At 38.4% G+C, this 13467-nt stretch carries 8 protein-coding genes; all 8 read left to right on the top strand.

Annotated elements, in window-relative coordinates; translation table 11 throughout:
- Nucleotides 1–28: 28 nt before the first annotated feature.
- Nucleotides 29–1192 (top strand): phosphoglycerate kinase, encoded by a 1164-nt coding sequence (gene pgk, locus A9G42_RS02035; RefSeq protein ID WP_065567421.1) that lies wholly within the window; start codon nt 29–31, stop codon nt 1190–1192.
- A gap of 74 nt (nt 1193–1266) precedes the next feature.
- A complete protein-coding gene (gene fbaA / locus A9G42_RS02030) occupies nt 1267–2346 on the top strand; it encodes a class II fructose-bisphosphate aldolase (protein WP_065567422.1) in 1080 nt (359 codons plus the stop codon).
- Nucleotides 2347–2541: 195 nt separating this feature from the next.
- Nucleotides 2542–2970 carry a 50S ribosomal protein L11 gene (gene rplK / locus A9G42_RS02025; RefSeq protein ID WP_065567423.1) on the top strand — a complete coding sequence of 143 codons (429 nt, stop codon included), beginning with the start codon at nt 2542–2544 and terminating at the stop codon, nt 2968–2970.
- A 3-nt stretch (nt 2971–2973) separates the two neighbouring features.
- The gene (gene rplA, locus A9G42_RS02020; protein WP_065567424.1) at nt 2974–3675 is read left to right on the top strand and encodes a 50S ribosomal protein L1; all 702 of its coding nucleotides are present in this window, start codon (nt 2974–2976) and stop codon (nt 3673–3675) included.
- Between the two features lie 230 nt (nt 3676–3905).
- On the top strand, nt 3906–4403 hold the full coding sequence (gene rplJ / locus A9G42_RS02015; RefSeq protein WP_065567425.1) for a 50S ribosomal protein L10: 498 nt from the start codon (nt 3906–3908) through the stop codon (nt 4401–4403).
- Nucleotides 4404–4450: 47 nt separating this feature from the next.
- Complete coding sequence (rplL, locus tag A9G42_RS02010) at nt 4451–4819, top strand: 50S ribosomal protein L7/L12 (protein WP_065567426.1); 369 nt, start codon at nt 4451–4453, stop codon at nt 4817–4819.
- 246 nt (nt 4820–5065) lie between these two features.
- Nucleotides 5066–9094, top strand: a complete 4029-nt coding sequence (gene rpoB, locus A9G42_RS02005; RefSeq protein WP_065652489.1) for a DNA-directed RNA polymerase subunit beta — start codon at nt 5066–5068, stop codon at nt 9092–9094.
- Nucleotides 9095–9183: 89 nt separating this feature from the next.
- Nucleotides 9184–13401 (top strand): DNA-directed RNA polymerase subunit beta', encoded by a 4218-nt coding sequence (rpoC, locus tag A9G42_RS02000; protein ID WP_065652488.1) that lies wholly within the window; start codon nt 9184–9186, stop codon nt 13399–13401.
- Nucleotides 13402–13467: the final 66 nt, after the last annotated feature.

The following is a 13467-nucleotide window of genomic DNA, read 5'->3' as shown; positions in this document are numbered from 1 at the left end:
TTTATTATATTTTATAAGAGGAAATCTCATGTCTATTATTAGAATGCAAGATCTTGATCTAAAAGGAAAACGCTTATTTATTCGCTCAGATCTTAATGTGCCGGTTAAAAATGGTAAGGTAACTTCAGATGCGCGTATTAAAGCATCACTACCTACTATTGAAGATGCCATTAAAAAAGGTGCTAAAGTAATGGTTACCTCTCATATTGGCCGTCCAACAGAAGGCGAATATAACCCAGAATTCTCTTTACAACCTGTTGTTGATTATTTAAAAGAACATGTGTCATTCCCTGTCCGTTTAGTCAAAGACTATCTTGATGGCGTTGATGTAAAAGAAGGCGAATTAGTTGTTCTAGAAAATGTTCGTTTCAATGTAGGTGAAGGTAAAGATGACGAAACTTTATCTAAAAAATATGCAGCGCTTTGTGATATCTATGTAATGGATGCATTTGGCACTGCTCACCGTGCCCAAGCCTCAACTCATGGTGCAGGTAAATTTGCGCCAGTTGCTTGTGCTGGTCCATTATTAGCCGCTGAACTTGATGCTTTAGGTAAAGCACTTGATAATCCAGCAAGACCAATGGTTGCAATTGTTGCTGGATCAAAAGTATCAACTAAGTTAACTGTACTTGATTCATTATCAAAAATTGCCGATCAAATTATTGTTGGTGGCGGTATCGCAAATACATTTATTGCAGCTGAAGGTTATGATGTTGGTAAATCACTTTATGAAGCCGATTTAATTCCTGAAGCGAAAAAATTAATGGCAAATTGTGAAATTCCAGTACCTACTGATGTCCGAGTTGCAACAGAGTTTAGTGAGACTGCAACTGCCACTGAAAAATCAGTAAAAGACGTTAAAGAAAACGAACAAATTCTTGATTTAGGCGATAAATCAGCTGAAGTATTAGCAGATATTATCAAGAACGCTAAAACCATTTTATGGAATGGTCCAGTGGGTGTTTTTGAATTCCCAAATTTCCGCCGTGGCACTGAAATTGTTGCGAAAGCAATTGCAGATAGCGAAGGTTTCTCAATTGCTGGTGGTGGTGATACTTTAGCCGCAATTGATTTATTTGGCATTGAAGATAAAATTTCTTATATTTCAACCGGTGGTGGTGCTTTCCTTGAGTTTGTTGAAGGTAAAAAACTTCCTGCTGTTGCAATGCTAGAAGCTAGAGCAAAAGCATAATATAGGTTCAGTGAAAAGGATGAGATAGTTACTCATCCTTTACTTTTTATATAAATAAATTTATAGGTAATAAAATGGCTACAAAGATTTCTGATGTTGTTAAACCTGGTGTTGTAACTGGTGACGATGTTCAAAAAGTTTTTCAAGTTGCACGTGAAAATAATTTTGCATTACCCGCTGTAAACTGTGTTGATACTAATACCATCAATGCAGTAATTGAAACAGCCGCTAAAGTTGGCTCACCTGTTATTGTACAGTTTTCTAATGGTGGTGCTCAGTTTATCGCCGGTAAAGGGTTAAAACTGGAAGGGCAAGAGTGCGCTGTTTTAGGAGCGATCTCTGGTGCCAAACATGTTCATCTTATGGCTGAAAAATATGGTGTGCCGGTTATTGTCCACACTGATCATTGTGCTAAAAAATTACTTCCATGGGTTGATGGATTACTTGATGCAGGTGAAACACATTTTGCTAAAACAGGTAAACCATTATTTTCATCTCATATGATAGATCTTTCAGAAGAGTCATTAAAAGATAACATTGATATTTGTTGTCAATACCTTGCTCGTATGTCAGCAATGAAAATGACTTTAGAGTTAGAATTAGGTTGTACTGGTGGTGAAGAAGATGGCGTTGATAATAGCCATATGGATAGCTCAGCACTCTATACTCAACCAGAAGATGTGGCTTATGCTTACGAACGTTTAAGTGCAATTAGTCCTCGTTTTACTATTGCCGCGTCATTTGGTAATGTACATGGTGTTTATAAGCCAGGTAATGTGAAATTAACGCCAAAAATTTTAGATAATTCACAAAAATATGTATCAGAGAAGTTTAACTTACCTGAAAAATCATTAAACTTTGTGTTCCATGGCGGATCTGGTTCTACACCAGAAGAAATTGCTGAAGCAGTGAGTTATGGTGTCATTAAAATGAATATTGATACAGATACTCAATGGGCTAACTGGGCAGGTGTGTTGAATTACTACAAAGCCAATGAAGCTTACTTACAAGGGCAATTAGGTAATCCTGAAGGTGCTGATGCGCCAAATAAAAAATACTACGACCCTCGCGTATGGTTACGTAAAGGTCAAGACTCTTTAGTTGCTCGTTTAGAGCTTGCGTTTAAAGAGCTTAATGCAGTTAACGTACTTTAAATTTATTGTTATTTCATTTAGTTGTAACTTAAAAGCAAGGTGTTTACCTTGCTTTGGTTATTTCTTTTTAAATAAATCTTGTAATTTTATCCGAGTTGTAGGATAATTTTGCCCTCATTTAACTTAGGGGAGCTGTCTATTTATTAATAGTTATTATTAATAGAGGCGTTTGCACCCGAGCACAGGAAACTAAAAATGGCAAAAAAAGTACAAGCTTACATCAAGTTGCAAGTTGCAGCTGGTGCAGCAAATCCTAGTCCGCCAGTTGGTCCAGCACTTGGTCAACATGGTGTTAATATCATGGAATTCTGTAAAGCATTTAATGCAAAAACAGAAAGCATGGAAAAAGGTTTACCAATTCCAGTTGTAATTACGGTATATTCTGACCGCTCATTTACTTTTGTAACCAAAACACCTCCAGCAGCTGTTTTATTGAAGAAAGCGGCTAAAATCAAGTCAGGTTCTGGCGAACCTAACAAGAAGAAAGTAGGTAAAGTAACGAGCGCGCAAATTCGCGAAATCGCAGAATTAAAAGCAGCTGATATGAATGGTGCTACTATTGAATCGATGATGAGTTCTATTGAAGGAACTGCACGTTCAATGGGCTTGGAAGTGGAGGGTTAATCAATGGCTAAATTATCTAAGAAAGCTAAACTTATCCGCGAAAAAGTGAACGCAACTAAACAATATGACATTAACGAAGCTATTGCCTTATTAAAAGAACTAGCTACTGCTAAATTTACAGAAAGTGTTGACGTGGCTGTAAATTTAGGTATCGATTCACGTAAATCAGACCAAAATGTTCGTGGTGCAATTGTGCTTCCACATGGCACAGGACGTAGTGTACGCGTTGCTGTATTTACTCAAGGAGCAAATGCAGAAGCAGCGAAAGAAGCTGGTGCTGAATTAGTCGGTATGGATGATCTAGCTGATCAAATCAAAAAAGGTGAAATGGACTTTGATGTTGTTATTGCATCGCCTGACGCTATGCGTGTAGTTGGTCAATTAGGTCAAATTTTAGGACCTCGTGGTTTAATGCCAAACCCTAAAGTTGGCACTGTAACTCCTAACGTTGCTGAAGCTGTAAAAAATGCTAAGGCTGGTCAGATTCGTTACCGTAATGATAAAAATGGTATTATCCATACAACTATCGGTAAAGCTGATTTTGATGCAGATAAGCTTAAAGAAAATTTAGAAGCATTACTTGTTGCTTTAAAACGTGCAAAACCAGCATCTTCGAAAGGTGTATTTATTAAAAAAGTTAGCCTTTCTACTACAATGGGTGCAGGTGTTGCAATTGATCAAGCAACATTAAATGCAAGTGTTTAATTAATTTAATAATTAAACAAAAAGATCGGTTGGTGTCTGGCCTTAACCAGACCCCGTCCAAGACCGTAGGTGTAGTTGAGTTTTGACTACTTAATTTTCCTACGTAGACGGTGACAGAGCCTGATAAGATATAATAGAGGGATTCTGCTCATCGTGGTTGTGCTAGCTACATATTGTAGTTAGTTAAAATAAGTCTAGGCTTTGCCTAGTATAATCCAGGAGCAATACCAATGGCACTAAATCTTCAAAATAAACAAGAAATTGTTGCTGAAGTTAATGAAATCGCCAAAGGTGCGCTATCTGCAGTTGTTGCTGATTCTCGTGGCGTAACTGTAGAAAAAATGACTGCATTACGTAAATCTGCTCGCGAAGCGGGTGTTTATATGCGTGTTGTTCGTAATACGCTATTACGCCGTGTTGTTGAGGGCACTCAATACGAGTGTTTGAAAGATACGTTTGTTGGTCCAACTCTAATTGCGTTTTCAAGTGAGCACCCAGGTGCTGCAGCGCGTATTTTTAAGGCGTTTGCAAAGGAAAATGATAAATTTGAGATAAAAGCCGCAGCCTTTGAAGGTGAGTTAATTACTGCAGCGAATATTGATCGCTTAGCAACATTACCTACTTATGAAGAAGCATTAGCTCGCTTGATGTCAACCATGAAAGAAGCCGCAGCTGGCAAATTGGTTCGCACTCTTGCAGCGGTTCGCGATCAAAAAGAAGCAGCTTGATTGTGAATTTTATTAATTAAAAAAATGTAAATTTAGGAAACTATATTATGTCTATCACTAAAGAACAAATTTTAGATGCAGTTGCTGAAATGTCTGTTATGGACGTTGTTGAACTTGTATCGATGATGGAAGAAAAATTTGGTGTTTCTGCAGCAGCAGCTGTAGCTGTAGCCGCAGCGGGTCCTGCTGAAGCAGCAGAAGAAAAAACTGAATTTGATGTAATCTTAAAAGATGTTGGCGCTAACAAAGTTGCTGTTATCAAAGCAGTTCGTGGTGCAACTGGTTTAGGCTTAAAAGAAGCTAAAGATCTTGTTGAATCAGCTCCAGCAACTGTTAAAGAAGCTGTTAGTAAAGCTGATGCCGATGAGCTTAAAAAGGCACTTGAAGAATCTGGTGCGGTTGTCGAACTTAAATAAGTTTATCGATAACACAGCAAATGGCTGGGGGTTTTATACCTCCAGCCTTTTTGCGCTATAATAAGTTAAAGAATTTTATTTGAAGATTATCAATAAAAGTAATAAAGAAATAGTATATTTATTAAGCCTAATCAATTGATATTTATAGATATTTTCGATGAGGTGTCAGGTGCCATCAGTTAGCGATAGTAATCCTGATGAATATTTAATCATGCTAGAATAGCAGATAAGCAAGTTGAGGAACTAATGGTTTACTCTTATACCGAGAAAAAGCGAATTCGTAAGAATTTTGGTAAGCGTCCACAAGTCTTGGATATACCGTATCTTCTTTCTATTCAACTTGATTCGTTCCAGAAATTTATTGAGCAAGATCCAGAAGGCCAATATGGCTTAGAAGCCGCATTTCGTTCAATATTTCCGATAAAAAGTTATAGCGGTAACGCTGAGTTGCAATACGTGAGCTTTAAGATGGGCGAACCTGTGTTTGATGTTAAAGAATGTCAAATTAGAGGGATCACTTACTCAGCACCGTTGCGTGTAAAATTACGTTTAGTGATTTATGATAAAGATGCGCCAGAAGGAACAGTTAAAGATATTAAAGAGCAAGACGTCTATATGGGCGAAATTCCTTTGATGACGGACAATGGTACATTTGTGATCAACGGCACCGAGCGTGTAATCGTATCGCAATTGCATCGTAGTCCTGGTGTGTTCTTTGATAGTGATAAAGGTAAAACACACTCTTCTGGTAAAGTTCTATACAATGCTCGGATTATTCCTTATCGTGGCTCTTGGCTTGATTTTGAATTTGATCCAAAAGATAATCTTTTCGCTCGTATTGACCGTCGCCGTAAGCTTCCAGCAACAATTATTTTACGTGCGTTAGGTTTTGAAACGGAAGAAATTTTAGACATTTTCTTTGAGAAAACCATTTTTGAAGTTGGTAAATCTAAGTTAAAAATGGATCTTGTTCCAGAGCGTTTACGGGGCGACACAGCACTATTTGATATTGAATCAAAAGGTAAAATTTATGTTGAAAAAGGTCGTCGTATTACTGCTCGTCACATTCGTGAGTTAGAAAAAGATAATGTTAGTAAAATTGATGTACCTGTTGAATATATCGTTAATAAAGTTCTTGCTAAAAATTATGTTGATGAAGCAACGGGCGAGGTAATTGCTTTTGCTAATACTCCAATCTCGCTAGAGTTATTACTTCAATTAACCAATGCGGGATATAAAAGAATAGAAACCTTGTTCACTAATGATTTAGATCATGGTGCATTTATTTCTGAAACATTAAATGTTGATTCAACGCGTGACCGATTAGGTGCGTTAGTTGAAATTTATCGCATGATGCGCCCAGGTGAGCCGCCAACAAAAGAAGCAGCTGAAGCATTATTTGATAATTTATTCTTCTCTGACGAGCGCTATGATTTATCTGCTGTTGGTCGTATGAAGTTTAATCGTTCTTTAGGTCGTGATGACATTGAAGGCGAAAGCGTTTTAACGAAAGATGATATCGTTGACGTGATGAAAAAATTGATTGCTATTCGAAATGGTCACGGTGAAGTTGATGATATTGACCATTTAGGCAATCGTCGTATTCGTAGCGTTGGTGAAATGGCAGAAAACCAATTCCGTATTGGTTTAGTTCGTGTTGAGCGAGCAGTGAAAGAGCGCTTATCTCTAGGTGATCTCGATTCGCTCATGCCACAAGATATGATTAATGCGAAACCAATTTCAGCTGCGATTCGTGAATTTTTTGGCTCTAGTCAGCTATCGCAGTTTATGGATCAAAATAACCCATTATCTGAAATTACGCACAAACGCCGAATATCTGCATTAGGTCCAGGCGGTTTAACTCGTGAACGAGCAGGGTTTGAAGTGCGTGACGTGCATCCAACGCATTATGGTCGTGTTTGCCCGATTGAAACACCGGAAGGTCCAAATATCGGTTTGATTAATTCATTAGCGGTTTATGCGCGGACTAATGAGTATGGTTTCTTAGAAACGCCGTATCGTCGAGTTATTGATGGCATCGTAACTGATGAAATTAATTATCTATCAGCGATTGATGAAAGTGAATTTGTGATTGCTCAGGCAAACTCAAACCTTGATGAAGATGGTCGCTTTAAAGAAGATTTAGTGACATGTCGTTTAAATGGTGAATCAGGTTTATATAGTCCTGAACAAGTTCATTATATGGACGTATCAACTCAACAAATCGTATCAGTTGGTGCTTCATTAATTCCATTTCTTGAGCATGACGATGCGAACCGTGCCTTAATGGGTGCGAACATGCAACGTCAAGCAGTACCTACGTTAAAAGCGGAAAAACCGTTTGTTGGAACTGGTATGGAACGTGCTGTAGCAGTTGACTCTGGTGTAACAGCAGTAGCACGCCGTGGTGGTACAGTGCAATATGTAGACGCATCACGTATTGTTGTTAATGTTAACGCTGATGAGATATACGCTGGTGAAACAGGTATTGATATTTATAACTTAACTAAATATACCCGTTCTAACCAAAATACTTGTATTAATCAAATTCCATGTGTGGAATTAGGTGAGAAAGTTGAACGTGGCGATGTACTTGCCGATGGTCCATCTACTGACTTAGGTGAATTAGCATTAGGTCAAAACATGCGTGTGGCATTTATGCCATGGAATGGTTATAACTTTGAGGATTCTATTTTAGTCTCTGAAAAAGTAGTGCAAGATGATCGTTTCACCTCTATTCATATTCAAGAATTATCTTGTGTCTCTCGAGATACAAAGTTAGGTGCAGAAGAAATTACTGCTGATATTCCAAATGTGGGTGAAGCTGCATTATCTAAACTTGATGAGTCAGGTATTGTTTATATTGGTGCTGAAGTCCAAGGTGGCGATATTCTGGTTGGTAAAGTAACGCCTAAAGGTGAAACACAATTAACCCCAGAAGAAAAATTACTGCGTGCCATATTCGGCGAAAAAGCATCTGATGTTAAAGATACTTCGTTGCGTGTGCCAAATGGTGTTTCAGGTACAGTTATTGATGTTCAAGTGTTTACTCGTGATGGTGTACAAAAAGATAAACGTGCACTTGAAATTGAAGAAATGCAACTTAAACAAGCAAGAAAAGACTTAACTGAAGAGCTTAAAATCTTAGAAGCTGCGCTATTTGCTCGTATTCGTGATGTGCTTATTTCTGGTGGCATCAAAGCAGATAAATTGGATGCTTTACCTCGTGAAAAATGGCTGACAATCGGTATAGCTAACGAAGATAAGCAAGCTCAATTAGAACAACTTGCTGAGCAACATGAAGAAATCAAAGCTGAATTTAATAAAAAGCTAGAAGCTAAACGCATGAAGATCACTCAAGGCGATGATTTACAGCCAGGAGTGCTTAAAATTGTTAAAGTTTACTTGGCGGTTAAACGTCAAATTCAGCCTGGTGATAAGATGGCAGGTCGTCATGGTAACAAAGGGGTTATCTCTAAAATTAATCCAATTGAAGACATGCCATATGATGACAAGGGTCGCCCAGTTGATATTGTATTAAATCCATTAGGTGTTCCATCTCGTATGAATATCGGACAAATACTAGAAACTCACTTGGGTATGGCCGCTAAAGGCATTGGTCAGAAGATCGACACTATGCTAAAAGAGCAGCAAGAATTAGCTAAATTACGTGAATTTATCCAAAAAGCGTACGATCTTGGTTTAGGCGCAGCACAAAAAGTGAATGTGGACGAATTTACGGATCAAGAAGTTATGACGCTTGCGCAAAACTTACGTAATGGTATGCCACTTGCAACACCTGTGTTTGATGGTGCTAAAGAGCAAGAAATTAAAGCACTACTTGATTTAGGCGATTTACCAACATCTGGTCAAATTACCTTATACGATGGGCGTACAGGTGAGCAGTTTGAACGTCCGGTAACTGTAGGTTACATGTATATGCTGAAATTGAATCACTTAGTTGATGACAAAATGCATGCTCGTTCTACTGGTTCATATAGTTTAGTTACTCAGCAACCATTAGGTGGTAAAGCTCAATTTGGTGGTCAACGTTTTGGTGAGATGGAAGTATGGGCACTTGAAGCATATGGTGCAGCTTATACCCTACAAGAAATGTTAACTGTCAAATCAGATGACGTAAACGGTCGTACGAAGATGTATAAAAATATTGTAGATGGCGATCATCGTATGGAGCCTGCGATCCCTGAATCATTTAATGTACTATTAAAAGAGATTCGTTCGCTAGGTATCAATATCGAGTTAGATGAAGAGTAATTTTGCTAACTTAAATGATTTCTATTTATAGGGATAACTTATTAGCAATAATAAGTTATCTAATTGGTTTAACTCCATAGGAGTCAATTGTGAAAGACTTACTAAAGTTTCTAAAAGCACAAACAAAAACAGAAGATTTTGATGCTATTAAGATAGGCCTAGCCTCTCCTGATATGATTCGCTCATGGTCTTTTGGTGAAGTTAAAAAGCCTGAAACAATCAACTACCGTACGTTCAAACCAGAACGTGATGGATTGTTTTGCGCACGTATTTTTGGACCAGTAAAAGATTATGAATGTTTATGTGGAAAATATAAACGTTTAAAACACCGTGGTGTAATTTGTGAAAAATGTGGTGTGGAAGTGACTCAAGCTAAAGTGCGCCGTGAGCGCATGGGGCATATTGAGCTTGCATCACCAACTGCGCATATTTGGTTTTTAAAATCATTACCATCTCGTATCGGTTTATTACTTGATATGCCACTACGTGATATTGAGCGTGTACTTTATTTTGAATCATTTATGGTTCTTGATGGTGGCATGACAAATCTTGACCGTGGGCAAATTTTAACGGAAGAACAATATTTAGATGCGTTAGAAGAGTTCGGTGATGAATTTGATGCGCGCATGGGTGCAGAAGCGATTCAAGAATTATTACGTAATATTGATGTGCAAGCAGAATGTGAAGCGTTACGTGATGAACTTGCTACCACTAATTCTGAAACTAAACGTAAAAAACTGACGAAACGTATTAAAATTATTGAAGCATTTATTCAATCAGAAAATAAACCTGAATGGATGATTCTAAACGTATTACCAGTGTTACCACCAGATTTGCGCCCATTGGTACCACTTGACGGTGGACGTTTTGCAACGTCAGATTTAAATGATCTTTACCGTCGAGTTATTAACCGTAATAATCGTTTAAAACGCTTATTAGATTTAGCCGCACCAGATATCATTGTCCGTAACGAAAAACGGATGTTACAAGAATCAGTCGACGCATTATTAGATAATGGTCGTCGTGGTCGTGCTATTACCGGTTCAAATAAACGTCCACTGAAGTCTCTTGCTGATATGATTAAAGGTAAGCAAGGTCGTTTCCGTCAAAACTTGTTAGGTAAGCGTGTTGACTATTCTGGTCGTTCGGTTATTACTGTAGGTCCTTACTTACATTTGCATCAATGTGGCTTACCGAAAAAAATGGCACTTGAATTATTCAAACCATTTATTTACGGAAAATTAGAGCGTCGCGGTTATGCAACAACCATTAAAGCAGCGAAAAAAATGGTTGAACGTGAAGATGCGGTTGTTTGGGATATTTTAGATGAAGTTATCCGAGAACATCCAGTATTACTAAACCGTGCACCTACATTACATAGATTAGGTATTCAAGCATTTGAACCGATTCTAATTGAAGGTAAAGCGATTCAATTACATCCATTAGTCTGCGCAGCATTTAATGCGGACTTCGATGGTGACCAAATGGCGGTTCACGTTCCATTAACGTTAGAAGCACAATTAGAAGCTCGTGCGTTAATGATGTCAACTAACAATATTCTTTCGCCAGCAAGTGGTGAGCCTATTATTGTTCCTTCTCAGGATGTGGTTTTAGGTCTTTACTATATGACTCGTGATAAAGTCAATGCTAAAGGCGAAGGGATGATTTTAACAGGGCCTAAAGAAGCTGAAAAACTATATCGTTTAGGTTTAGTTGAATTGCACGCTAAAGTTAAAGTTCGTATTACTGAAAGCCAACATAATAGTGTGGGTGAGTGGGAAGATACCACTTCGGTTGTTGATACAACTGTTGGTCGTGCGATCTTATGGTTAATTATGCCAAAAGGAATGAGCTTCTCTGTTATTAATCAACCACTTGGTAAAAAAGCAATCTCTAAAATTTTAAATATCTGTTATCGCCAATTAGGCATGAAAGATACAGTTATTTTAGCTGACCAAATTATGTACACAGGGTTTGCCTACGCTGCGCGTTCTGGTGTATCGGTTGGTATTGATGATATGGAAATTCCAGCGAAGAAATCGCAAATCATCAATGAGGCTGAAATTGAAGTTGCTGAGATTCAAGAACAGTTCCAATCAGGTTTAGTAACGGCAGGTGAACGTTATAACAAAGTTATTGATATTTGGGCAGCAGCCAATGAACGCGTTGCTAAAGCCATGATGGATAACTTATCAACTGAAAAAGTGATTAACCGTAAAGGTGAAGAAGAAGTTCAGTCTTCTTTCAATAGTATTTATATGATGGCCGACTCTGGTGCGCGTGGTTCTGCTGCACAGATTCGTCAGCTTGCTGGTATGCGTGGTTTGATGGCAAAACCAGATGGCTCAATTATTGAAACACCAATTACAGCAAATTTCCGTGAAGGATTAAACGTACTTCAGTACTTTATTTCGACCCATGGTGCGCGTAAAGGTCTTGCCGATACCGCATTAAAAACAGCGAACTCAGGTTATTTAACGCGCCGTTTAGTTGATGTTGCACAAGATTTAGTGGTTATCGAAGATGACTGTGGCACTTTAGAAGGTGTGGTGATGACGCCAGTTATCGAAGGTGGCGATGTTAAAGAGCCACTTCGTGAACGTGTTTTAGGTCGTGTTACTGCTGAAGATGTGTTAAAACCAGGCAGTGCAGATATCTTAATTCCGCGCAACACGTTACTTGATGAAAGTAAATGTGACTTACTTGAAGCTGAATCTGTAGATAGTGTTAAAGTCCGTTCTGTTGTTTCGTGTGATACTGACTTTGGTGTTTGTGCAAAATGCTATGGTCGTGATTTAGCCCGTGGTCACTTGGTCAATAAAGGTGAAGCAATCGGTGTTATTGCTGCACAATCAATCGGTGAACCAGGTACACAGTTAACCATGCGTACGTTCCATATCGGTGGTGCGGCATCGCGAGCAGCAGCGGAATCAAGTGTCCAAGTTAAAAACAAAGGTAGTATTAAATTAACTAATGCTAAATTTGTAACTAACCCAGACAAGAAATTGGTTATTACTTCGCGTAATGCCGAGCTAACCATTATTGATGATTTAGGTCGAATGAAAGAAACTTATAAAGTTCCTTATGGTTCGATTTTAAGCAAAGGTAATGGCGAGGCAGTTGACGCAGGTGAAACTGTTGCTAATTGGGATCCACATACAATGCCTGTTATCTCTGAGACTAAAGGGTATATTCGTTTTGTGGATATGATTGATGGGCAAACTATTACTCGTCAAACTGACGAATTAACAGGTTTATCATCTATTGCGATATTAGATGTAGCTGAACGTACTGGTGTAGGTAAAGATCTGCGCCCAGCAATTAAAATTGTTGATGCTAAAGGTGATGATATCTATTTGGCTGGTACAGAAATGCTTGCTCAATATTTCTTACCAGGTAAAGCATTAGTCCAGTTGGAAGATGGTGCTGAAATTAATATTGGTGACACACTTGCTCGTATTCCTCAAGCATCTGTTGGCACCAAAGATATTACCGGTGGTTTACCACGCGTTGCTGATTTATTTGAAGCACGTAAACCAAAAGAGTCTGCTATCTTGGCTGAAATTGATGGTATTATTTCATTTGGTAAAGAAACAAAAGGTAAACGTCGCTTAATTATCACGCCATTGGATGGTAGTGAACCATACGAAGAGATGATTCCAAAATGGCGTCAACTTAACGTGTTTGAAGGTGAACAAGTTGGGCGTGGTGATGTGATTTCGGATGGTCCTGAATCAGCGCATGATATTCTGCGTTTACGTGGTGTTAATGCGGTGACACGTTATATTGTTAACGAAGTTCAAGAAGTTTATCGTCTGCAAGGTGTAAAAATCAATGATAAACATATTGAAGTTATCGTACGACAAATGTTACGTAAGGCAACAGTTATTCATCCAGGTGGTTCTCGTCTGCTTGAAGGTGAACAGCTTGAAGTTTCTCGCTTGAAGATTATTAATCGTGAACTTGAAGCACAAGGCAAAGAGCCGATTGTTTACTTGCATGACTTGCTTGGTATTACTAAAGCATCATTGACGACTGAATCGTTTATTTCTGCTGCTTCGTTCCAAGAAACGACTCGTGTATTAACTGAAGCTGCGGTGGCAGGTAAGAATGATGAACTGCGTGGCTTAAAAGAAAACGTTATTGTTGGTCGATTAATTCCAGCAGGTACTGGTTATGCTTACCATAAAGAACGTTTACGTAAACGCGCAATGCCATCAGTCGATGAGGTTCCAGCAACCATTTCAGCAGAAGAAGCAACAGCTAACTTAGCTGAATTGTTAAATTCTGCCGAAGAGAATCAATAATTTTTTTAACTCAATTTACAAATAGCACGCATGGCGTGCTATTTTTTTATATGATGTTTAATTTAG

Origin of the sequence: Gilliamella sp. Nev6-6, from assembly GCF_001690605.1 — a bacterium.
In the GTDB taxonomy this organism is placed as follows: Bacteria; Pseudomonadota; Gammaproteobacteria; order Enterobacterales; family Orbaceae; genus Gilliamella; species Gilliamella apicola_C.
The sequence above is the reverse complement of the archived record's forward strand: the minus strand, read 5'-3'. Positions and strand labels throughout refer to the sequence as shown.